Raw genomic sequence first — 21,750 nt, 5'->3', positions numbered from 1 at the left:
ACAGAGTAGTTAAGCCCGCCTGCGCAGATGGTACTGCAGTTATGTGGGAGAGTATGTCGTCGCCTTTCTTTTGAAAACCCCGTTTCTTACGAAACGGGGTTTTTTTTTGTTTTATAAAATTGCCAGTTTTATTTGCAAAGTTAATCATATGTTAATTTATGGTAAAACGTGTAGAAAAAAAATACAGCCGTAAAATAGTATATCAAAAATCGTTAATCATCTCTCCCGAAAGCTTTCTAGATATGAAATATCCATGATTTAGCTCACGCAAACACCCAAGAGTTTTTTGCGGGAGGTGAAAATATTCGTAAATTAGTATCGTAAATTGACATTGGAAAATTTGCAATTGAATTCGATTAAGTATGTTTCAGTAAGATGCGACGGATGGTTGTGGCTACAGACAAGAAAGGCAAAAAAACGAAAAGAGATTGGTTTTCTGAATGATGGTAGAAAACAACTCTTGTAAAACAAAAGTTGTAAAGATAAATATAAGCTCGTTTTTTTTTACTAGAACAATAAATCTGTGTATGAAATTGACCAAAAACTGGATAAGCACAAAGACCTGTCGCAAGGAAAGTAGCAATACTCTCGGAAGCACGCATATGAAAATTTACATTTCTTATCCTTTTATAAAATGAAATATTAGAAATTGAAAATGTATAATTAAACAAAAATCAAACTATTGAGAAACTTCAAAATGCTGAATTACAAGACTGAAATCAAGGTTTTAGCGGAGTATTTATGGGTTGTCTCGAAATAAAAAGAAATAAAACACATATGAATCTAAATCTTTATTAAGCATCCAAATCTAGACCAAATGTTGTTCTTAAAAGCTCTATGTTTGGATTGAGCTGTAAAAGTCTGTTGTAGCGATCTTGATCTGTGAAGTTTCTTTTTACCTCAATAGCTTCATTCACGATTACTTCTATAGTAATGTCATGATTGTGTAAATGTCCTCTTAGGTGTCCTAAGAGTCCAATCATTTCACTTTCGAAATCTAGTTTGGAGCCTTCGTTTGGCAATTCAAAAGTGATAGCCGTTCCGTCTAATTTAGGATCATTTATCAACAATAAGGATTCCATTATTTTGTATCCTTTATCTCCGAGACGTTGCGCATATTTTGTCCATTGCAAAAACATTTCTGTTTCTGTAAAAGGTTCAGTTGGTAAAATAGAGGTTTCTTTTACAAATCCTTTTAGACTTTGTTCTAAAGCTTTCTTGGCTCGAATACTAGAAAGTGATAATGCCGAAACTTTAGGTTCATTACTTGATGGCTTTGGAGTTACAACAGCAGCAGCTTGTGGCTTTTCCGGAGTAGCAATTGGGTTTGAAGCTTCAGTTTTTAAATTGAAATTTTCATTGCTATTGCTATTGAAATTGCCATTGATTTTTGCATTCGGAACATCAGCAATCGAATAATCAGGAGTTTTTCTAAAATAAGTAGGCGGAATTATATATTGCTCAACTTTTTTTTTTCTCCATCAAAAGTGATAGAGGCCAATTGCATCAAACAAAGTTCAACAAGCAGTCGTTGGTTCTGGCTTGCTTTGTATTTTAAATCGCAATCATTGGCAATTTCGATTCCTTTTAATAGAAATTCTTGACTGCATTTTTGCGCTTGAATGCCATACATTTTTTGCGCTTGTTCTCCCACTTCCAATAAAACAAGGGTCGAAGGCGTTTTGCTTACCAATAAATCTCTAAAATGAGAAGCCAATCCTGAAACAAAATGATGACTGTCGAATCCTTTGGCAAGAATATCATTGAATGTGATTAATAAATCAGGGATTTTATTTTCTAGAATTAAATCGGTAACATTAATATAGGTTTCGTAATCTAAAACGTTTAGGTTTTCGGTAACGGCTTGACGGGTTAAATTGCTTCCGCAAAAGGAAACCACTCTGTCAAAAATAGATAAAGCATCACGCATAGCACCATCTGCTTTTTGGGCAATAATATGTAAAGCATCGTCTTCAAAAACAACTCCTTGACTGGTAGCCACATCGGCAAGATGTTCTTTGGCGTCTTTTACGGTAATTCTCTTGAAATCAAAAATTTGACAACGCGATAATATCGTTGGAATAATTTTATGTTTTTCGGTCGTAGCCAAAATAAAAATGGCGTGTTTTGGCGGTTCTTCCAATGTTTTTAGGAAAGCATTAAAAGCGGCCGAAGACAACATGTGTACCTCGTCAATAATATAGACTTTGTACTGACCCGTTTGTGGCGGGATACGTACTTGGTCGATTAGATTCCGAATATCATCTACTGAATTGTTGGAAGCAGCATCGAGTTCGAATACATTGAAGGCAAAATCTTCGTTGGGATCATCATAACCCGGCTGATTGATTTTGCGTGCCAATATTCGGGCACAAGTTGTTTTTCCTACACCACGAGGTCCTGTAAACAATAAGGCTGAAGCCAAGTGATTGCTTTCTATGGCATTAAGTAAAGTATTGGTAATGGCTTTTTGTCCCACCACATCTTTAAATGTTTGTGGACGGTATTTACGAGCCGATACTACAAATTGTTCCATAGGTTTTTTATTCGAAAGCAAATATAGTATATGAATTTCCAAATAGCAAATTACAAATTACAAATTGTGATCCTGAGCGATTCCGATAGCTATCGGAAGAACGGAAAAATAAACAAAATTCAAATTTTAAAAACAACCTAAAAACGATTCAGTGATAAATTTTGAGTAGAAATTAATAATTTTAGGCCAGATAATGGATAATCAGAAACTCCTTTTTGTTGAATCAATACTTTGAATTTTGTCCCTAAATCCATCAACAGCCTATAATTTATTATTGATTCTTGTAGCGCTAATTGTGCATTCGATTGTTTATCTTTTGCTAATTTATCTTGATATTCCTGAAAACCAAGACCCAATAGAAAATTAGCTTGATTAACCAACCCACGGTATTTTAATCCATATTTAGCCCCCCAATCTTTTAAGGCCGAAAAATTGGTATGTGTTGTGATGTCTTGCTCGCCGATAAGCTGATATGGATTATCATTGATACGATGCTTGTTAAAACATAAAAGTGTTCCAAGACGTCTATTGATGTTGTACAATTCCGAAGATAAAGCGCCATAATCGATAGTGATTACATATCCCTTTTTGAGCCATTGTGCAATTTCTTTTATCCAAGTGATGGCCTCAAGGTTGATTTCGGTTCGAAATCCTTTTGGCAATGTTACATTTAAAGTTTCAAAATAGGCAAGAAGGCCCTCATTTGCAGGTTGTAGTACTTCTTTAAAACCATGCTCATAGTCTATAAAAACTTCCATTAATTGATCTTCCATAACTACTTGATGGACTGAGAAGTTATCTACTAATTCATTTGATACAATACAGGCATTCATTTGGGGGATTTCTTGAATGGAAGAATGCCAGCTCACTTTTTCAGGCAGATGTTTTTTTTCTATTTCACGCATGCTGGTACTTTTTTCGATAATCGAGTAGGAACAACAATTGTATAAGTCGGAATTGTTTTTTAGATAATCTAAAATATCATGGCATAATAACCCGGTTCCGGCTCCATATTCAATAATTTTCAATGTTTTTTTGCCTAAAGTTTTCCACATTTCCTCAATTTGGCAACCTAACATGGCTCCAAAAGAAGCAGATAAACTGGCATTGGTATAGAAATCGCCCTCGGCCCCGATTATGTTTTGTTTGGAGTTATAATATCCCAATTCAGGATAATACAAAGCCATTTCCATAAAATCCCGAAAGGATATTGGACCTTCATTTTTGATTCGATTAATTATTATTTCAGAGAGTAACATAGAGATAAAAAAATCAATTTCAATAGCAATTTCAAGATCAAAAAATAATTGAATATTTCATCATCTAAATAATGTTCTTGTTTTACGTTAGTCTTGCGTGAAGGATAGGAGGAAGCTACCAAAGTAGCCCGTCCCGATAATTATCGGGAAGCCTGACAGCAGTAGGAAAGGGGCCGAATAAGCGGTTTGAATATTTGGCCCCTTTTCTAGTGGTGGCACGCCCAAATCAATTTCAATAACAATGAGAAGGTGGTTTTATCTTCCTTTAATGCTCAATTGAATCAATACTTGAGTAGCTTCATTGACAGAGTTTGCGGCAAATCCGGCCACATAAACACCTTTTTTGCCAGAACTTGATTTTATTCCGTAGACAACGGCTTCATCGTCTGGACTTGAATCTCCTTCGTAACGGTAGATATGTACGATCTCGTATTTGTCTGGATTTTTTACAATATCGGCTTCGTGAATATTGAAATCATAGGTAAAACCTTTTTCATTCAAATCATCCAATGCTTCGGAAACAGTGGCATAATGATACATTTTTGTCATGATATAAAGGAGATTAGTATTAAGTACTAAAGTTAACTATTTTATAATTAAGATGTTGTAAAAGTATGATTAAAGTAAACATGTTGAAATAGTAATCCACCAATAAATAGTGTAAATTTGCACCGCAGACCGCCTTATCGTCGTTTTGTTCCCGATAGTTATCGGGACAAGAGGGAGGAAAGTCCGGACACCAAAGAGAAGCATAGCGGGTAACGCCCGTCATCTTGAGCAATCAAGGTAGGACAAGTGCAACAGAAAGTATGTACAGGTAATGCTGTAGTGAAACCAGGTAAACTCTATGCGGTGAAATATCAAGTATATCAGCATTTAAGGGCTTCTCGCTCGTTGCTGAAGGGTAGATAGCTTGAGTCTTGCAGTAATGCAAGATCTAGATAAATGATAGGGTATTGTCTCGTTCCAAAAAACGAGACGAGAACAGAATCCGGCTTATAGGTCTGCATTTTTTTTGTGTTTTTTTCACTACTTTAGTAAAAAAAATATGAAAAATTTTCCTTTTATTTCTTTGCCACAATCCATTTTGTTTTTACGTATTTGTATTCCTTTTATTTTTGTTGCCCATGCGGGGATGAGAATTGCAAACGGGACAATAGAACGATTTGCAGGTTTTTTATCCGCTAAAGGTTTTTTCGCCACTACTTTTATGGTTTGGGGAATTACATTTTATGAAATTGTTGGTGGAATTGCACTGGCTTTTGGTTATTATGCAAAGTATTTATCGCTTGGATTCATTTTAATGTTGATAATGGGGAATATTATTATTCATTATGAAAGGGGTTGGTGGGTTGGAGAGCATGGTGATGGTGGAATGGAATACAGTTGTGTCTTAATTTTGGCACTAATCGTTATTGCAGCTTCAAAAAAAGAAAAAGTATAACATTTTTTTAATATTCAATAATTTGAAAACAAGAATAGGGATTTTAGGATTGGGTGGAGTAGGTGGTTATTTTGGAGGATTATTGGCCAAAGCGTATGCTAAATCCGACAGCATTGAAATTGTTTTTATCGCTCGAGGTGAAACTTTAAAAGTTGTTTCGGAATCCGGATTGAAAATTATATCTGATGAAGGTGAAATGACTGTTTTTCCAGATTTGGTTTCGGATAATCCTGAAATAATCGGAAAATTGGATTACCTTATTTGTGCCACAAAAACGTATGATATAGAAGATAGTTTACTTTCTGTAAAAAAAGCGATCACAAAAAACACCGTGATTCTTCCTTTATATAATGGTGTAGATGCTCCGGAACGTATCAGCACACTTTTTCCGGATGATGAAGTTTTGCAAGGTTGCGTTTATATTGTTTCGATGATTGTTGCCCCTGGAGTAATCAAGAAAATTGGCCCTTTCGAAAAGCTGTTTTTTGGATCAGAAACGGCTTCAATTTCTAAAATGAAGGCATTGCAAACCATTTTCGAAAACGCTTCTATTGAAAGCTATTTGGTCGATGTTATTGAAGAAACGGTTTGGGAAAAGTTTATTTTTATTTCGGCTTTAGCCTCAGCTACTTCCTATTTAAATCAGAATATTGGAGAGCTGTTAAATACGGAATCGAGCAGAAAGTTGTATGTTTCTTTATTGAATGAAATAACAATGATTGCGGCTGTTAAAGGGTTAGATTTACCTAATGACATTGTTTTTCAAACTATTTTAAAACTCGAAAAAACTCCTCATGATGCAACGTCATCCATGCATCGGGATTTGATGGCGGGACGAAAAATAGAACTGGCCTCTTTGACTGAGTTTGTGGTAAATGAAGGTTTAAAATATGAAATTGATACACCAACCTATCGAAAGGTATTTGAAAAACTATCTAGGCAAACGCTATAATTTAGTTATCTATCTTAAATTCAAGTCCAATATTTCGAACGCTTTCGATGCTTATTCGAGAATCCTCTTTGAAATACTTCCGAATTTTACTGATGTAGACATCCATACTTCTTCCTGAAAAAAAATCGTCACTACCCCAAATTGTTTTCAAGATTTGTTCTCGTTTTACCATTTGATTTTTATGGGTATAGAAAAAATGAATAAGAGCCGCTTCTTTTTCAGTAAGTTGTTGTGTCGTGGTGTTGCTTTTTAATGATAATCTTTTGGTGTCAAATAAATAAGCACCAATTTGTAATTCATTAATTGTTGCAAATTGTGTTTGTTGTTGATTACTCCTTTTTAAGATATTGTTCAGGCGCAAAACAAGTTCATCTGCTTCAAAAGGTTTTACGATATAATCATCGGCTCCCAATTTTAATCCTATGATTTTATCTTCTTTTAGCTTTCTGGCAGTTAGAAATACAAAGGGAACTTCTGGATTGATTTTGATGATTTTTTCAGCAAGGGTAAACCCGTCCATTTTGGGCATCATGACATCAAAAACACAAATGTCGAAGGTTTCAGTTTGAAAAACAGCCAACGCTTCTTCTCCGTTTTCAGCCCAAGTGATGTCATACAGGTGTAACTCTAAATATTGTTTGAGGACACTTGCAAAATCAGCATCATCTTCGGCTAAAAGTACTTTTTTCAATGGTAAATTATTAAACTTTAAACATAATGGTAAATACAGATCCTTTTCCTAAATCACTCATAACAGCAATGGAGCCTTGATGTGCTTTTATGATTTGGTTTACATAATAAAGGCCCAATCCCAATCCTTTGGCATTATGTAAATTACCTTGCTCGACTCTGTAAAATTTATCAAACAATAAGGAATGCTTGTTTTTTGAAATCCCGATTCCATCATCTTTAATACTGAGGTTAAATTGGTTTTTGAGTATTTCGGTTTTAATTATGATTGTGTTACTTCCATATTTTACGGCATTTTCGAGTACATTTAAAATGGCCGTTGTCAAATGAAATTTATCTAAAATCAAAAAGGTTTCTTTGGTGTTATAAAAGGTTTCAATAGTTACTTTGGGATATGTAATTTTAAAATCGGCAACAATGGAATTCAAAAAAGATTCTGCATCGATTTTTTCTTTTAGCAATTCAATTTCGTTTTCTCCCAATGAATTGGCCATTACTTGATCAATTAAACTCTGTAAACGACTATTTTGACGTGAAATGGTATTTAGAATCGTGTTGAATTGCACTTCATTGTCCCGAATGTCCTTTCGCTCCAATATTTTTGTGGAGATTCCCAAAGTGGTCAAAGGCGTTTTGAGTTCGTGGGTAATATTATTGATAAAATCGGTTTTGACATCACTTACTTTTTTTTGTTTGATTAATGCTTTTATGGCAATTACAAAAAGGGTTATCAATGTTAGAATTGAAAGTAACGATAGCAATAAAACCATTCTCATTCTTTTTAGAATTATGGCTTCCCAATCGATTACAGAAACGTACATAGAATCTTCGGTAAGCAATTTATAATCGGGCATTACTGAAGAGCCATTTGTCGTACTGACATAATTCCGAACCAAAAAAGAATTGTTTAAAGTCGCCAAATTGCCATATATTTTGTTTTTGATAAATGGCTTTTCTGAAAAAATGGTATCTGCTTTTTTATGACTGTTATAAATGACAAACTTGTTCAGAACAATGGCAAAATTTATTGAAACATCAGGGAATTCACGTTTGAATTTAAGTTGCAGTTTTCTAGTTAATTCGCTTCCGGATTCACTATTAAGCAATGTACTTTCAATATGGAATTTTGGTTTTTTGTTTAAAATATAATTTTGAGCCAATTGCTTATACAACAACTCTTTTTTGTTCACGTAAGCTGAATCAATATCACTATAATCATTCGTTATTTGGGCAATTTTATCTTTGATTTCCGTGTGAAATTGAGCCACTTTATAATCATAAGTGGTTTTTACCAAATAGCATTGCACCACCGATAAGGCAATCAAAGCGACTACTGAAAACGCGATTAATAAATTGATTCTTTGCTTCATTCGGTAAAAATTGAATTCAAAAATAATCCTTTTATTATTCAAATTAGCCATTAACTCCGCATTAACCTTCGATTAACTTATAGAACGAGTATTTAGATTCATTTTTGCAATGTTTCAAAATCACAAAACATACTATTATAAATGAGAAAGAATTTAGGAATTCAAAATGCAGCTATCACGATGTGTCTTATTATATCAGGATTTGGATATGGACAAAATGCAACCACAAACGACAGTATATCAAATAACTTAAACGAAGTAATTGTCACTAAAGAAAAGAAAATGTTCAGCAACAAAAATGGAAATATCAAAGTCGATGTAGCCAATTCAATTCTGAATGCAACTCCCAATACAATAGACTTGCTATCTAAATTACCCAACATTACGATCAGTGCCGACAAAGAAAATATTTCGGTTATAGGAAAAGGAAACCCATTAATTTATATTGACAATCAAAAAATGGGCATGAATGACTTGAATGCCCTGTCTGTTGATGACATTAAAACCATTGAAATCATTAATAATCCTTCCTCTAAGTATGAAGCCGAAGGTAGAGCCGTTATTTTGATTACCAGAAAGTTTAGCAAAAAGGAAGGTTCTCAAACAACTTTATCTGAAGTGGCCTCGTTCAAGAAAGAATACAATAATTATCTGGGAATAAATTCGAGTTTTAAAAAGAATAAATTAGAATGGAAAGCCAATTTTAATTACAATAAATTAAATCCTTGGGAAAGTCATAGTATCGGCTATCAAATTCCAGATGCAGATATAATTTCAAATTATAATGTTGCTACAGCCAATACCAAAAGAAAGCAGTTTATTTTTGGTGGTGGTCTGTTTTATAAAATCAATGAAGAAGATTATTTTTCAATTAGTGTAAATGGTAAATTGCAAAGTGAACCTTTTGATATAAACACCACAACCTACAACAAGAAAGGAAATGTAGAAAATAATGTCGTGACACATAGTGATAATAAGAGTGTGAAGAATTTTGTTAACTCTTTTGTTAACTATTCAAAGAAAATAAAATCGATTGACACACAGTTATTTACTGGATTTCAATATTCGAATTTTGATCAAGATTTAAGGTCATTGACCGAGAATAATTTCAATGACACTCAATTTGAATGGGCTCAAAACAGCGCTCAAAAATTTAATATTGATGTTTTATCGGGTAGAGTAGATCTTGAAAAGAAATTTAAAAATGATATGAGGTTGGAATACGGAGGACTTTATTTAGCTGCAGATGCTAAAACCGATTTTAAAATCTTCAATTATGATAGCAATACTACAATCAGCTCGAATTATAATTTTAAAGAGAAAAATAGTGCAGGCTATGCACAATTGTCTGGAAATATCAAAAAGATTGGGTATTCGGTTGGTTTTAGAGTCGAAAACACCAACATCGTGGGGAAATTCAAGAATGATGCTGCGCCATTAATCAACAAGAATTACACTGATTTTTTTCCGAAAGTACAGTTGGATATCCCGATTGACAGTACTAAATCGATAACGGTAAACTATTCCAAAAGTATTTCGAGACCCAATTATTCATCGACAAGTCAGGGAGCCGCTTATATCAATCCCTATTTTTTATATTCTAGAAATATCAATTTAGATCCAACAATTAACAATCAGATTTCGTCTAGTTTTCAATATCATGACAAATCGGTAAAGCTAAGTTACTATCAAAATACAGATCCTGTGTATAGCAGTTTTATATTCGATAGCCATAACAATATACTGACTTTTAAAGAAACTAATTTTGAGAAAGAAACGGGATTTAATTTAGAATTCACATTGCCTTTCACGTATAAAAATTGGACATCAAGCAATAGTATAAGTTGTATATTGAATAAGATTGAAGATAATTCTGCGCTGTTTATAGCATCAAAACCCTATCTGTACTATTATTCAAGCAATGAATTCAAACTCCCAAAAGGGTACACAATAGTGGCAGCAGCTAGGGGATTAACGGAACAAAAAGAAGGTGTGTTTGAAAGAAAAGCAATGTTTGTCATGGATTTAGGAATTTCAAAAACATTTTTCACGAATTGGAACTGTACCTTAAGTTATAATGATGTTTTTAGAAATACGATATACGAAGAAAGATTTACCATAAATAATATCAGTTCAAAAGCGAGGTTTTTGGTTGACTCACATGAATTTTCAATAGCTATTAAATATTCTTTTGGTAAAATAAAATCGACCGAGTTTAAAGAAAAAAATATTGATGATAACTCCAATAGAATTCGATAATAATTTTCCGAGGTACTTTTTATAGTTTGAAAACCATTTATTTTTTAAACTAAAATAACTACAAAAGTGTTTTGCATATAATAATTGTATTACATTTGGCGCATTTTAATTTTATTACAATCCTATTATGAAATTGCTCTATTCGTTTGTTTGTTTTTTGCTTTTTTGTCCTTTAATGAAAACTACTGCTCAAGAAACTACTGTTGTTGAGAAAAATCAATTCAAGATAAATTTAATATTACCCGGTGTTGTTTACGAGCATGGTTTTAGTGATAAAAACACCCTTTATTCAGAATTAAGTTTTGGAGTTGGTTATAGTAGTAGCGGTTTTAGAGGCTCTACTTGGTCTTATTATCCAACTATTAACGAGCAGTATCGCCATTATTATAACATAGAGAAAAGAGCAGGCAAAGGAAAGAGAACTATAGGTAATTCGGGTGATTTTTATGGATTGAATACGATTTATCGTTTTGAGTCCATTAATTCAAATTCGAATTATTCATCATCAGCACCATCCATTACAGTTGCTCCTGTCTGGGGTTTTCAAAGGACTTATAAGCATAATTTTAATTTGAGTTTAAACGGAGGAATCGGATATAAGTTTGATAAATACGACGGCAAAGTTGTACCAGTGATAAATTTCACACTAGGTTGGGTAATTGGTAAATAGTTAGTAATGAAAAAAATATTTTTATTTATCTTGTTGGTTATCTCTATGAATGCAAAAGCTCAAAACATTAGAGGTTTTGGTGGTTTTTCGGGTTATTTAGGTGGGATTTTAGACAAATCACTTTTTGTTGGTGTCAATTGTGGTGCTGAATTTAAGATTAAACATTATATAAAACCAGAAATTGAGTTTAATGTTCTATTAGTTCCTATTGATGATGTAGAACTTCATAGCGATCAGGGTAATGTAAAAAGTATATTTAGAAGGTCGGCTAACGCTTTGAATTTTAATTTCTGTCCAAAGATTTGTATTGGTAATAATGGAGAAAATGACACTTATTTTGTGCTTTTGCCAAAATATTCTTTTTCTAAAGTCACAGCTGTGGGAAAATTTACAACATTAAATGCTAATGATGTAAAAACGACAACCAAAGAAACAATTGTAGATTGGCAACATTCTTTAGGAATTGGCATTGGTCTTGATATTAGTGTTTCTAATGATAATACGGATTCTTTATGTTTGAATATCTATTATCAAAATGTTGATCTGGGTAGCGTTTTGAATGAATTAAATCACAGTGGGAGTAGTGATTTTTTTATAAAAAACTCACTTGGAGCTGGTTTAAACTATTATTTCAGTTTTAAAAAGAAACCAGGACCAAAACCAAGACCTATTAAAATACCGGAGCCCTTGCAATAACAAGGGCTCTCTTTTTGGGTATAAAATTATTTTATAAATTAATCTTCGTCATCTTCGGTGCTTTTTCGATTGGACTCATCATCTATTTCTTCCTCTTCGGTTGAATCCAATTCAAAGAAACTAAAAATAGAACCTCCGTACGTTTTCTGGAAAGAAAAATTAATCATGTGATCCAGTTTGGTATATTTAGAATGTTCAATAACCATCATACCTTCTTCATTGAGTAATTCTTTTTCGAAAATCAATAATACAATTTTCTCAAAAGTCTTTTGGTCTAATGCATAAGGTGGATCGGCAAAAATAATGTCGTAAGAAGTTTTGTTTTTTTCTAAAAAAGCAAAAACATCACTTTTTGTAGCCGCAATATTAAAATCATATTCGGCTGCCACTTGCTTGATGAATTTTACGCAACCAAAATCTCCGTCTACAGAAGTGATTGGTGTACTCCCACGAGAAGCAAATTCATAGCTGATATTACCTGTTCCTGCGAATAAATCCAATATTTTCAAGTTCTCAAAACTGAAATGGTTATTCAAAACATTAAATAATGCTTCTTTACTCATGTCTGTTGTTGGGCGAACAGGTAGGCCTTTTGGCGGGGAAATGCGTCTTCCTTTGTATTTTCCGGATATGATTCTCATGAGTTAAAAAGTATAAAATGTTGCTGATTTTGAGCTGTTGAAAAAGAGTTGTTTTTTTGTAAATCAGTTACATCAAAGAAGGATACATTCCGAATGTATTTGAAAGCGATTTTATAAAAAACATCTTCTTCGGAAATGGCTCCTAATAATTCCAATTTAAAACTTTCTGGATTCATATTTAATTGTTCGGCTGTAAAAAGCAAATAATAAATAAAATCTTCGGGAATTTTATATTCGAATGAATTGAATAAAAGTAATTTTTGGTTTTGGACAACAATAATTTCAAAATGACCTGGATTAAAATGTACTATCATTTTCTTGGCGTCATTGTTTTTGGAGGCATCCAAAAGTTTTGAAACCAAAATACTGTTGGCATGTCTGTAATCAAATGAACCAAATTGGTCTATAAAAAAGTTATTTATATTCACATAAGGAATGTAAACCGCATTCATTTGATAATTTGTTATTTCATCAAATGCAAAAAAGTCGGTTTCAAAAACTTTGGTATTGTATTGCAAATAACTCCCCAAAAATTGTTCGTCAAACAGAGCCGTAGGAACAAATGTTGAAAGATTATTATTGTGTATAACTTGAATCTCGTCATAAGATTCTTTTAATTCAGGGTAATCCCGAAAAGCATCCGCGAACAATTCCTCAATTTTGGTTGCTTTATGAAAAGGGTCAAACTGCACTTCATTGAGTGCCGTTATTTTATTATTCAAAGTGTCAAAACAACAAAAAGAAAGTCCAGTCAAGGAAACTTGAATAGAAAGTTTTTTGTATTTTTTATCTGTTATATTGGTGTTCATAGATTTGTTTTCAACATTGCAAACTTACAAATTAAAAAGGCAATGGCAATGGCAATATCAATGGCAATGGCAATTTCAAAGACAATCATAGTGATAATCACAATGACAATAGAAAAAATTAAAAGTTACAAGCAGATGCAAAATAGATTTTTTTTCAAAAATATTAAAATTGAATTTTGAAATTTGTACTCCAATTATTATATGTTTTTGAAATTGATATTGCCATTGCCATTGATATTTCAAGTGATTTTTGAAATTGCCATTGAAATAGACTTACTTTGTACTCAAATTACACCCAATGAATTCCTCCTTATTTTATAGTCTTTTACAGAAAAAATTCCCTTTTCAACCAACCTACAAACAGGATATCTTTTTTCAAAAAATAGCCATTTTTTTGACCGAGAATGAGAATGATACCATTTTTGTGCTAAAAGGATACGCAGGAACGGGAAAAACAACGGTTATTTCTACGATTGTAAATAGTTTATTGGACATCAATAAAAAATACGTTTTGCTGGCTCCAACAGGGCGCGCGGCCAAAGTAATTGCGAATTATTCGAATAAACCGGCTTTTACGATTCATAAAAAAATCTATTTCCCTAAGAAGTCTTCGGGTGGTGGAGTTTCGTTTACGTTACAGCAAAACAAACACAAAAACACCATTTTTATAGTCGATGAAGCCTCGATGATTTCAGACACGAATTCGGATTCTAAATTGTATGAAAATGGTTCTTTGCTGGATGATTTGATTTCGTATGTGTATTCGGGAACCAATTGCAAAATGATTTTATTGGGAGATACGGCTCAATTGCCACCAGTAAATTTGGACATTAGCCCTGCATTAGACATTCAAACCTTAAGTTTAAATTACAATAAAGAGGTCGATTATATTGAACTGGATGAAGTCATGCGTCAGGAAGAAAGTTCGGGGATTTTGCATAATGCTACTGAATTACGTGAGCTACTGAAAGATTCCTTTATAACCGAATTCAAATTTGATGTTCGGAAATTCAAAGATATTGTGCGATTGACCGATGGCTACGATATTCAGGATGCGATTAATTCGGCTTACAGTAATTACAGTATCGAAGACACGGCTTTTATCGTTCGGTCGAATAAAAGAGCCAATCAATACAATGAGCAAATCCGAACCAAAATTCTCGATAAAGAAAGTGAATTGTCTACGGGCGATTTCTTGATGGTCGTGAAGAACAATTATTTTTGGTTAAAAGATTCGGATGAAGCTGGGTTTATTGCCAATGGTGATATTATCGAAGTTTTAGAGATCTTCAATATCAAAGAATTGTACGGTTTTAAATTTGCGAAAGTAAAAATTCGAATGATTGATTACCCCAATCAGATTCCGTTTGAAACCGTACTTTTGATGGATACTATAAAAAGTGAATCCGCATCGTTAACTTATGAGGAATCCAATAGATTGTATCAGGAAGTATTGAAAGATTACGAAGGAGAAACCAAATTCAAACAATTCCAGAAAGTAAAAGCAAACGAATACTTCAATGGCTTGCAAGTCAAATTTTCGTATGCCATAACCTGTCATAAATCGCAGGGAGGGCAATGGGATACCGTTTTTATAGAACAACCTTATTTACCCAATGGTATCGACAGGGATTACATTCGATGGTTGTACACTGCTATGACACGTGCCAAAAATAAATTATATTTGATTGGTTTTAAAGATGAAAGTTTTGTAGAATGATCGAAATTGTTGTTGTTGATGCCGTTGTTGTAGAGACGCGATTTATCGCGTCTCACGTTAGTTGAGCAAATATTGTGTGTGATGCATTGTGTGTGATGCATTGTGTGAGACGCGATAAATCGCGTCTGTACCCGTCCGCTCGCTGGTATAGCTAATAAAAAGATCAAATTATGGCAGAAAAATTCCGAAATAAATATAGGGTTCCTTCAGCTCGATTGCAAAATTGGGATTATGGTACTAATGGAGCTTATTTTATTACGATTTGTACAAAGGAAACGCAGCACTTTTTTGGAGAAGTTGTCGATATGGAAATGAATCTGAATGCAGTTGGAGCATTGGCTGAAAAATATTGGATAGAAATAGTAAAACAATTTCCTTATGTTGAATTGGGGAATTTTCAGATTATGCCCAATCACATGCATGGAATATTGATTATTGATAAATCGGTTGTATTCGTAGAGACGCGATTTATCGCGTCTGTACAATCAGAGCAGGCAATAGGCGGATTTTCAGGAGAAAATAATCCTATGCTTGCAGAAAATATATCCCGAATAATTCGATGGTATAAAGGGAGATGTACATTTGAAATACGAAAAGTAAATCAAAACTTCGAATGGCATTCTCGTTTTTACGATCATATTATCAGAAATTCAGAATCCTTTGAAAGAATACAAAATTATATAGAAGAAAATCCATCGAAATGGGAAGAAGATAAATTTTATAGAAAATAATTCTCTGCCCGCCCGCCTGTACAGACGCGATTTATCGCGTCTCTATATCTTTATCTTTGTATAAAATCAAATCCATTATGAACACACTAAACGACTTACATAAAATAGCAGGAACTTTTTCAAATACCGAGAAAATGCCCGTATTGTTTTTGGGACACGGCAGCCCGATGAATGCTATTGAAGAGAATCAGTTTGTGACTGGTTTTAGAAATATGGCTAAAACATTACCCAAACCCAATGCTATTTTATGTATTTCGGCGCATTGGTTTACCAGCGGAACCAAAGTAACAGCGATGGAAATACCTAGAACGATTCATGATTTCGGAGGCTTTCCACAAGAATTATTTGAAGTTCAATATCCCGCGAAAGGGAGCCCAGAATTAGCCCAAGTAACCCAAGAATTATTGTTACCAACAGCAGTTGAATTAGACGAACATTGGGGTTTGGATCATGGTGCTTGGAGTGTAATTAAACATTTATATCCAGATGCCGATATTCCTGTAATTCAGCTGAGTATTGATTATACAAAATCAGGTCAATATCATTTTGAATTGGCACAAAAACTGAGTGCATTACGGAGCAAAGGAATTCTGATTATAGGTAGTGGGAATATTGTTCATAATTTGCGATTGGTCGATTTTCCTAATTTTGACAAAGACAATTATGGATATGATTGGGCAATTGAAGCTAGAGAAAGTATAAACAATTATTTATTGGATGGAAATTTTCAACCGCTTATAGATTTCGAAAAACAGAGTAAGGCTTTTCAATTGGCTATACCCACACCAGACCATTATTTGCCTTTGATTTATACGTTGGGATTAAAAGATAAATCAGAGGAATTGAGTTTGTTTAATGACAAATTGGTTGCAGGATCTTTGAGTATGACTTCGGTGAAAATTTCGATTTAGATTATAAAAAGGTATATTTGAAACTTATATTGAAACCGCCATTAATAAATTTTCTTCCTGTAAAATTGAAAAAGCGGTTCCTGACAACCAAATTTTAAACACTTTTCGGAAGAAATAGAATAATACAAATGAAAATAATAGCAGTCATTCCAGCCCGTTACGCTTCTACACGATTTCCAGCAAAACTCATGCAAGATTTAGGAGGTAAAACCGTGATTTTAAGAACCTATGAAGCCGCAATAAACACACAATTATTCGATGATGTTTTTGTGGTAACAGATTCCGACTTAATTTATGACGAAATTGTTTCTAACGGAGGAAAAGCCATTCGAAGCATCAAGGAACACGAATCGGGGAGTGATCGTATAGCCGAAGCAGTTGAAAATCTAGATGTGGATATTGTGATTAATGTGCAAGGTGACGAGCCTTTTATAGACGCAGCGCCTTTGGCAAAAGTCATTGAAGTTTTTAAGAACGATTTAACCAAACAAGTCGATTTAGCTTCTTTGATGCGTGAAATAACAAACGAAGACGAAATTAACAATCCCAATAATGTAAAAGTCGTTGTCGATCAAAACGGTTTTGCCCTTTATTTTTCACGTTCGGTAATTCCGTATCCAAGAGAGACAAATGTGGGTGTTCGATACATGCAGCACATCGGAATTTACGCCTTTAGAAAACAAGCACTTTTGGATTTCTATAGTTTACCTATGAAATCATTGGAAGCATCCGAAAAACTAGAACAATTGCGTTATCTAGAATTTGGAAAACGCATCAAAATGATTGAAACTACTCATGTAGGAATCGGAATTGATACTATAGAAGATCTTGAAAAAGCAAGGGAAATGTTGTAAATCAATCTAAAATTTATTTTGACTAAAAATAAATTTTAAAATAACACAGCATAAAATCAGAAGTGAACTTTTGCTTACAACTGTTTTTTATACCGTTTTTTTAATAATAATCAATTCATTATGTATTTCAATTCGAGGTATCGATTGAATTTGGTAGTGACTATCATTAAATTCTTCAATATAATTTTTGTTTCTAAAATTATGAGCGGCTGTTAAGCACATCGTATTAAAAAGCACAATTCCATTACTTTTCAATAAAAAACAAATACGATTCACGAAAAACTGTTCAAATAGAAAATTTGGCATTGTTGTATCTTGAAAAATATCTATAATGATCAAGTCGTATCGGTCTTTTGTTTTCAAAACAAATTCAAAAGCATCGTCAATTACGATTTCCAAATTTTGAATTTCATTGAGTTTAAAATATTCATTTGCTATTGCTATAATTTCAGAATCAATTTCAACTCCTGTAATTTTACCAGTAAAATTAACTTCCTCAACCAAGGTTTTAATCACACTTCCTCCCGCAACTCCTAAGACTAAGATTTGTTCCATCATTGCAATTTTATCAAAGCCAATATGTTTCAGTCCTTTTCTTAAAATGCGTTGCAAACTACCGTAGGAATAATTGGTGTTTTCCGAATCTAAGACCAATTCTCCATTTGCCCAAGTTACCTCTATGGTTTTGCTTAAGGAAGAATTTACTTTAAAGATTTTTATAGGGATAAGATAACTAAATATTTTTTTTAACATTAGTGTGAGTTTTAACCAAAAATAAGATATTAATTATTTATTTTGTACAAAAAAGAAAAGTTAATGAAGAAACAAATCTACAAGTGGATATTTTTTAACCTTATGGGATGGAAAATAGAAGGAGATTTTGATGAGAAAATTAAAAAATGTGTCTTAATACTAATGCCACACACCAGCTGGCATGATTTTTATATGGCTATAATTTGCAGAGGGGCAACGGGTATCAATATCAATTGGGTTGGAAAAAAAGAATTATTTCGTTTTCCTTTCGGATGGTTTTTCAAATATTTGGGAGGAGCTCCATTGGATCGTACGGGAGGTTTAAATAAAGTAGATTCAATTGCCGCAATTTTTGATTCCAAAGAAACATTTCGTTTGGGATTATCACCTGAAGGAACCCGTAAAAAAGTAGAGCAACTCAAAACTGGATTTTATTACATCGCTCTAAAAGCAAATGTGCCCATAATTCCAGTAGCATTAGATTTTGGAAAAAAAGAAGTCAATTTTGGAAACCCTGTGATGCCAACGGGAAATATAGATTCGGATTTAGCAATTTTGAAGACTCACTATGTAGGAGTAAAAGGTAAATTTCCTGAAAAGGGATTTGAAATAAAATAAAACTTTAGTTTACCATTACTACAAAGCATTCGCATTTAAAATTTTCTGCCACGAATCTTACGAATTGTCACAAATTATAGTATTTTTTAATTATACGAATTTTATCTGTTTTAAAGTTTTGTGTAATTCAAACAAATGATTTTTCGTGTAAATTAGTGCAATTCGTGGCTAACTTTTTTTTAAGCGAATGCACTGCCATTACCGTCCTGAGAATTGGATAAAACAAAAAAAATAATATAAAGTTTCGAATATTGAAAATTTTAAGAAACAAGAACTTCAATATTAATTCGGCGAATAAACTTTAAAAGTCCCATTTTTATAAAAAAACACAATTTTTTCTAGATCATCAGAATTGGATGTTTTAGGAAGAGTTGTGTTTTCTTTTTTTTGAGTTTCACTAACATTAGTTTCAACTGGATTTTTAATTTCTGAAAATAAATCCAATGGTAAAATTTCCAAATTAGATGGAGTAGTGGTGCTGTCTTTTAAATCTTCTGAAACAATATCCTTTTTTGAAATAGGCTCTTCATTTATTTTAGGAAACGAGCCATTGCCTTTTAATATCCAATATAAATCCACTTCTGGAAAAACATCAATTATTTTAAGAATAAAATCCAAGCTAGGTTTGTTTCGGCCTGAAAGGAGGTGAGACATACTAGATCGTTGTACTCCAATTTTATCAGCAAATGTGGATGCATTTAGACTATAATAATCTAAGATAATCTCGAGCCTCTTTATAAATTCATCAGTGTTTACCATTGTAAATTAAGATTTAAATTAGAGCAATTACAAATGTAATAAAAATGAAGTAGCTCCCCTAATTTATAGTATTATAATATAGAAAACAGCTAATGTAGATGTAGTAAAACATTAAATTAATAGCCTTAATTCATTAGTATATATTAATTTATGATTTAGTATATTTCTATTAAGTTGTATTTGTCAACTTGTTTGTAATTGTAATTTATAGACTTGAATAGGTGTTTACAAAATTAAATAACTAGGAATTTAAATTGTTTACAATTGTAACTATAAAGATGTTTACTTTTGTAAATTAAACATTGTAATATGAATTTGGAACAATTATTCATTCAGAACAAAGAAGATTTAATCAAAGGACGCTATCTTACTTTAGATTCAATAACTCCTCTATTAGAAAGAAATAATATCAAAAAAGATGTAAAAATTATTGGGGAATCAGTTTTAGGTGAACCCATTTATAGATATCAAGTTGGAACTGGTGAAACAAAAATATTTCTATGGTCGCAAATGCATGGCAATGAAAGTACGACCACAAAAGCACTTTTTGATTTTATAAATGTATTGAATAGCAAAACCGATCTAGCCAGACGATTACTGGGTGCTTTTACCTTTTATTGCATTCCTATTTTAAATCCCGATGGTGCAAAATTGTACACCCGTGCCAATGCTAACGGAGTTGATTTAAATCGGGATTCGCAAAACCTAACTCAGCCAGAAAGTAAAGTGTTGAGAGCAGCTTTCGAAGAATTTAAACCTGATTACTGCTTTAATCTGCACGATCAGCGTACTATTTTTGGAGTTTCAGATACCGGAAAACCAGCAACGATGTCTTTTTTGGCTCCATCGTATAATGAAGAAAGAGAGATAAATGCATCTAGGTTGCAAGCTATTAATTTAATTACGGGGATAAATGATGTTTTACAACAATACTTACCAGGTCAAATAGGTCGATTTGATGATTCATTCAATATAAATTGTATTGGAGATACGTTTCAACACCTTGGAGTTCCAACATTATTATTCGAAGCGGGACATTTTCAGGAGGATTATTTGAGAGAGCAAACAAGAAAATTTGTATTCATGGCTTTGGTTTCGAGTTTTAGTATACTCAACGAAAACGATATAGTTAGCAATGGAATTGATAAATATTTAAACATTCCTCAGAATAAAGTCGTTTTTTATGATTTTATGTATAAAAATGTCAAGATAAATTATGATGGTATCGAAATAATCACGAATTTTGCTGCACAATATAGAGAAGAATTAATAGAAGGTCAAATTTGTTTTAATGCTTACATAGTTGAAGTTGGGGATTTAGAAAATTATTTTGGACATTATGAGTACGATGCTAAAGAAGCATTTTATAAAGATGATGTTGTCAATTTTCCAAATGTAAATCAAAAAGCAAACTTTTATTTAAATGACAATTTGCATTTTGTTAATGGATTATTAAAAAAGTAATTTTTTTATCATTTATTTAATTATTATGTATAAATTTAATCTTTATATTAGAAAATAACCGTATAATTAAAGAATTATGAGTAAGTTCCGTTTAGATGAAGTAGATCACCAGATATTAGACATGTTGATTGACAACACAAGAGTTCCGTTTACTGACATTGCTAAAAAATTATTGATTTCTGCAGGAACTGTCCATGTTAGAGTAAAAAAGATGGAAGATGCTGGTATAATCATGGGGTCTTCATTGGTTCTTGATTATGACAAATTAGGGTATTCTTTTATCGCGTATGTAGGAGTTTTTCTTAATAACACCTCTCAAACTAAGTTTGTTTTAGAGCGTATAAACGAAATTCCTTACGTAACCGTGGCTTCTGTAACTACAGGAAAATTTAATATTTTTTGCAAAATTAGAGCAAAAGATACCAAGCACGCTAAAGATGTAATCTTTATGATTGATGATATCGAAGGAGTGTACAGAACAGAAACTATGATTTCGTTAGAAGAGAGCATCAATGACAAGAAGCGTTTGATGCATACTATTTTTAAAGAAATGTAATACAATCTTGAATGCTATATCATAAATATAACCTCAAGTGTATCTTGGGGTTTTTTTA

23 protein-coding genes and 1 other RNA gene are annotated in these 21,750 nt (G+C 32.7%); 14 read left to right on the top strand and 10 right to left on the bottom strand.

Features of this window, described 5'->3' with window-relative positions; genetic code table 11:
• Positions 1 to 794 precede the first annotated feature (794 nt).
• Complete coding sequence (locus tag FNW52_RS19745) at positions 795 to 1,139, bottom strand: DNA polymerase III (protein ID WP_143379187.1); 345 nt, start codon at positions 1,137 to 1,139, stop codon at positions 795 to 797.
• A 79-nt stretch (positions 1,140 to 1,218) separates the two neighbouring features.
• On the opposite strand from FNW52_RS19745, the gene FNW52_RS19740 reads away from it, so the two are divergent.
• The gene (locus FNW52_RS19740; RefSeq protein WP_143379186.1) at positions 1,219 to 1,419 is read left to right on the top strand and encodes a hypothetical protein; all 201 of its coding nucleotides are present in this window, start codon (positions 1,219 to 1,221) and stop codon (positions 1,417 to 1,419) included.
• A gap of 31 nt (positions 1,420 to 1,450) precedes the next feature.
• On the opposite strand, the gene dnaX is transcribed toward FNW52_RS19740, so the two are convergent.
• The 3 genes from dnaX to FNW52_RS19725 form a co-directional block, all read right to left on the bottom strand.
• The gene (dnaX, locus tag FNW52_RS19735) at positions 1,451 to 2,536 is read right to left on the bottom strand and encodes a DNA polymerase III subunit gamma/tau (protein ID WP_143379185.1); all 1,086 of its coding nucleotides are present in this window, start codon (positions 2,534 to 2,536) and stop codon (positions 1,451 to 1,453) included.
• 137 nt (positions 2,537 to 2,673) lie between these two features.
• A complete protein-coding gene (locus FNW52_RS19730; RefSeq protein WP_143379184.1) occupies positions 2,674 to 3,795 on the bottom strand; it encodes a class I SAM-dependent methyltransferase in 1,122 nt (373 codons plus the stop codon).
• 255 nt (positions 3,796 to 4,050) lie between these two features.
• Positions 4,051 to 4,344, bottom strand: a complete 294-nt coding sequence (locus tag FNW52_RS19725) for a hypothetical protein (RefSeq protein ID WP_143379183.1) — start codon at positions 4,342 to 4,344, stop codon at positions 4,051 to 4,053.
• Between the two features lie 121 nt (positions 4,345 to 4,465).
• On the opposite strand from FNW52_RS19725, the gene rnpB reads away from it, so the two are divergent.
• From rnpB to FNW52_RS19710, 3 genes are all read left to right on the top strand, one after another.
• Positions 4,466 to 4,810: RNase P RNA component class A (rnpB, locus tag FNW52_RS19720), an RNA gene on the top strand.
• Positions 4,811 to 4,843: 33 nt separating this feature from the next.
• The gene (locus FNW52_RS19715; RefSeq protein ID WP_143379182.1) at positions 4,844 to 5,239 is read left to right on the top strand and encodes a DoxX family protein; all 396 of its coding nucleotides are present in this window, start codon (positions 4,844 to 4,846) and stop codon (positions 5,237 to 5,239) included.
• A gap of 22 nt (positions 5,240 to 5,261) precedes the next feature.
• Positions 5,262 to 6,191 carry a ketopantoate reductase family protein gene (locus FNW52_RS19710; protein WP_143379181.1) on the top strand — a complete coding sequence of 310 codons (930 nt, stop codon included), beginning with the start codon at positions 5,262 to 5,264 and terminating at the stop codon, positions 6,189 to 6,191.
• A 1-nt stretch (position 6,192) separates the two neighbouring features.
• Here FNW52_RS19710 and FNW52_RS19705 read toward each other — a convergent pair whose 3' ends face one another.
• Both FNW52_RS19705 and FNW52_RS19700 read right to left on the bottom strand, forming a co-directional pair.
• Entirely contained in the window at positions 6,193 to 6,882 is a 690-nt protein-coding gene (locus FNW52_RS19705; protein ID WP_143379180.1) for a response regulator transcription factor, read from the bottom strand.
• Positions 6,883 to 6,892: 10 nt separating this feature from the next.
• Complete coding sequence (locus tag FNW52_RS19700; RefSeq protein ID WP_143379179.1) at positions 6,893 to 8,251, bottom strand: sensor histidine kinase KdpD; 1,359 nt, start codon at positions 8,249 to 8,251, stop codon at positions 6,893 to 6,895.
• 141 nt (positions 8,252 to 8,392) lie between these two features.
• On the opposite strand from FNW52_RS19700, the gene FNW52_RS19695 reads away from it, so the two are divergent.
• The 3 genes from FNW52_RS19695 to FNW52_RS19685 all read left to right on the top strand — a co-directional run bounded on the left by FNW52_RS19695 (position 8,393) and on the right by FNW52_RS19685 (position 11,876).
• A complete protein-coding gene (locus FNW52_RS19695) occupies positions 8,393 to 10,510 on the top strand; it encodes an outer membrane beta-barrel family protein (protein ID WP_143379178.1) in 2,118 nt (705 codons plus the stop codon).
• Positions 10,511 to 10,685: 175 nt separating this feature from the next.
• Positions 10,686 to 11,180 (top strand): hypothetical protein, encoded by a 495-nt coding sequence (locus tag FNW52_RS19690; protein WP_143379177.1) that lies wholly within the window; start codon positions 10,686 to 10,688, stop codon positions 11,178 to 11,180.
• Between the two features lie 6 nt (positions 11,181 to 11,186).
• Positions 11,187 to 11,876 carry a hypothetical protein gene (locus tag FNW52_RS19685; protein ID WP_143379176.1) on the top strand — a complete coding sequence of 230 codons (690 nt, stop codon included), beginning with the start codon at positions 11,187 to 11,189 and terminating at the stop codon, positions 11,874 to 11,876.
• 38 nt (positions 11,877 to 11,914) lie between these two features.
• Here FNW52_RS19685 and FNW52_RS19680 read toward each other — a convergent pair whose 3' ends face one another.
• Together FNW52_RS19680 and FNW52_RS19675 are read right to left on the bottom strand one after the other, a co-directional pair.
• Entirely contained in the window at positions 11,915 to 12,517 is a 603-nt protein-coding gene (locus FNW52_RS19680; RefSeq protein WP_143379175.1) for an RsmD family RNA methyltransferase, read from the bottom strand.
• Positions 12,514 to 13,326: a DUF3822 family protein gene (locus tag FNW52_RS19675; protein WP_143379174.1), complete on the bottom strand. Its 813-nt coding sequence runs from the start codon at positions 13,324 to 13,326 to the stop codon at positions 12,514 to 12,516. The genes FNW52_RS19680 and FNW52_RS19675 overlap by 4 nt, the downstream gene beginning before the upstream one ends.
• 298 nt (positions 13,327 to 13,624) lie before the next feature.
• Between FNW52_RS19675 and FNW52_RS19670 the strand changes: the two genes are divergently transcribed.
• The 4 genes from FNW52_RS19670 (at position 13,625) to kdsB (ending at position 17,542) form a co-directional block, all read left to right on the top strand.
• Positions 13,625 to 15,046: an ATP-dependent RecD-like DNA helicase gene (locus FNW52_RS19670; protein WP_143379173.1), complete on the top strand. Its 1,422-nt coding sequence runs from the start codon at positions 13,625 to 13,627 to the stop codon at positions 15,044 to 15,046.
• 170 nt (positions 15,047 to 15,216) lie between these two features.
• Entirely contained in the window at positions 15,217 to 15,777 is a 561-nt protein-coding gene (locus tag FNW52_RS19665; protein WP_143379172.1) for a transposase, read from the top strand.
• 77 nt (positions 15,778 to 15,854) lie between these two features.
• Positions 15,855 to 16,688 (top strand): 4,5-DOPA dioxygenase extradiol, encoded by an 834-nt coding sequence (ygiD, locus tag FNW52_RS19660; protein WP_143379171.1) that lies wholly within the window; start codon positions 15,855 to 15,857, stop codon positions 16,686 to 16,688.
• Between the two features lie 128 nt (positions 16,689 to 16,816).
• On the top strand, positions 16,817 to 17,542 hold the full coding sequence (kdsB, locus tag FNW52_RS19655) for a 3-deoxy-manno-octulosonate cytidylyltransferase (RefSeq protein ID WP_143379170.1): 726 nt from the start codon (positions 16,817 to 16,819) through the stop codon (positions 17,540 to 17,542).
• An 87-nt stretch (positions 17,543 to 17,629) separates the two neighbouring features.
• Here kdsB and FNW52_RS19650 read toward each other — a convergent pair whose 3' ends face one another.
• Entirely contained in the window at positions 17,630 to 18,295 is a 666-nt protein-coding gene (locus tag FNW52_RS19650) for a spermidine synthase (protein WP_143379169.1), read from the bottom strand.
• Between the two features lie 63 nt (positions 18,296 to 18,358).
• On the opposite strand from FNW52_RS19650, the gene FNW52_RS19645 reads away from it, so the two are divergent.
• Positions 18,359 to 18,913, top strand: coding sequence for a 1-acyl-sn-glycerol-3-phosphate acyltransferase (locus tag FNW52_RS19645; RefSeq protein WP_143379168.1), 555 nt, complete (start codon positions 18,359 to 18,361; stop codon positions 18,911 to 18,913).
• A gap of 282 nt (positions 18,914 to 19,195) precedes the next feature.
• Here FNW52_RS19645 and FNW52_RS19640 read toward each other — a convergent pair whose 3' ends face one another.
• On the bottom strand, positions 19,196 to 19,672 hold the full coding sequence (locus FNW52_RS19640; RefSeq protein WP_143379167.1) for a helix-turn-helix transcriptional regulator: 477 nt from the start codon (positions 19,670 to 19,672) through the stop codon (positions 19,196 to 19,198).
• A gap of 309 nt (positions 19,673 to 19,981) precedes the next feature.
• On the opposite strand from FNW52_RS19640, the gene FNW52_RS19635 reads away from it, so the two are divergent.
• Both FNW52_RS19635 and FNW52_RS19630 read left to right on the top strand, forming a co-directional pair.
• Entirely contained in the window at positions 19,982 to 21,136 is a 1,155-nt protein-coding gene (locus FNW52_RS19635) for a M14 metallopeptidase family protein (RefSeq protein WP_143379166.1), read from the top strand.
• A gap of 76 nt (positions 21,137 to 21,212) precedes the next feature.
• A complete protein-coding gene (locus FNW52_RS19630) occupies positions 21,213 to 21,692 on the top strand; it encodes an Lrp/AsnC family transcriptional regulator (RefSeq protein WP_116763001.1) in 480 nt (159 codons plus the stop codon).
• Positions 21,693 to 21,750 lie beyond the last annotated feature (58 nt).

This window comes from Flavobacterium sp. ZT3R18 (assembly GCF_007097385.1).
In the GTDB taxonomy this organism is placed as follows: domain Bacteria; phylum Bacteroidota; class Bacteroidia; order Flavobacteriales; family Flavobacteriaceae; genus Flavobacterium.
This window is presented reverse-complemented; position numbering and strand designations above follow the sequence as displayed.

Bases quoted from the DNA above. Each gene is read 5' to 3' on its own strand.
- FNW52_RS19630 (WP_116763001.1), top strand. From the start codon at position 21,213: ATGAGTAAGTTCCGTTTAGATGAAGTAGATCACCAGATATTAGACATG.
- FNW52_RS19730 (WP_143379184.1), bottom strand. From the start codon at position 3,795: ATGTTACTCTCTGAAATAATAATTAATCGAATCAAAAATGAAGGTCCA.
- FNW52_RS19670 (WP_143379173.1), top strand. From the start codon at position 13,625: ATGAATTCCTCCTTATTTTATAGTCTTTTACAGAAAAAATTCCCTTTT.
- FNW52_RS19665 (WP_143379172.1), top strand. From the start codon at position 15,217: ATGGCAGAAAAATTCCGAAATAAATATAGGGTTCCTTCAGCTCGATTG.
- FNW52_RS19690 (WP_143379177.1), top strand. From the start codon at position 10,686: ATGAAAACTACTGCTCAAGAAACTACTGTTGTTGAGAAAAATCAATTC.
- FNW52_RS19650 (WP_143379169.1), bottom strand. From the start codon at position 18,295: ATGTTAAAAAAAATATTTAGTTATCTTATCCCTATAAAAATCTTTAAA.
- FNW52_RS19725 (WP_143379183.1), bottom strand. From the start codon at position 4,344: ATGACAAAAATGTATCATTATGCCACTGTTTCCGAAGCATTGGATGAT.
- FNW52_RS19640 (WP_143379167.1), bottom strand. From the start codon at position 19,672: ATGGTAAACACTGATGAATTTATAAAGAGGCTCGAGATTATCTTAGAT.
- FNW52_RS19675 (WP_143379174.1), bottom strand. From the start codon at position 13,326: ATGAACACCAATATAACAGATAAAAAATACAAAAAACTTTCTATTCAA.
- kdsB (WP_143379170.1), top strand. From the start codon at position 16,817: ATGAAAATAATAGCAGTCATTCCAGCCCGTTACGCTTCTACACGATTT.
- FNW52_RS19715 (WP_143379182.1), top strand. From the start codon at position 4,844: ATGAAAAATTTTCCTTTTATTTCTTTGCCACAATCCATTTTGTTTTTA.
- FNW52_RS19645 (WP_143379168.1), top strand. From the start codon at position 18,359: ATGAAGAAACAAATCTACAAGTGGATATTTTTTAACCTTATGGGATGG.
- FNW52_RS19680 (WP_143379175.1), bottom strand. From the start codon at position 12,517: ATGAGAATCATATCCGGAAAATACAAAGGAAGACGCATTTCCCCGCCA.
- FNW52_RS19695 (WP_143379178.1), top strand. From the start codon at position 8,393: ATGAGAAAGAATTTAGGAATTCAAAATGCAGCTATCACGATGTGTCTT.
- dnaX (WP_143379185.1), bottom strand. From the start codon at position 2,536: ATGGAACAATTTGTAGTATCGGCTCGTAAATACCGTCCACAAACATTT.
- FNW52_RS19685 (WP_143379176.1), top strand. From the start codon at position 11,187: ATGAAAAAAATATTTTTATTTATCTTGTTGGTTATCTCTATGAATGCA.
- FNW52_RS19700 (WP_143379179.1), bottom strand. From the start codon at position 8,251: ATGAAGCAAAGAATCAATTTATTAATCGCGTTTTCAGTAGTCGCTTTG.
- ygiD (WP_143379171.1), top strand. From the start codon at position 15,855: ATGAACACACTAAACGACTTACATAAAATAGCAGGAACTTTTTCAAAT.
- FNW52_RS19745 (WP_143379187.1), bottom strand. From the start codon at position 1,139: ATGTTTTTGCAATGGACAAAATATGCGCAACGTCTCGGAGATAAAGGA.
- FNW52_RS19635 (WP_143379166.1), top strand. From the start codon at position 19,982: ATGAATTTGGAACAATTATTCATTCAGAACAAAGAAGATTTAATCAAA.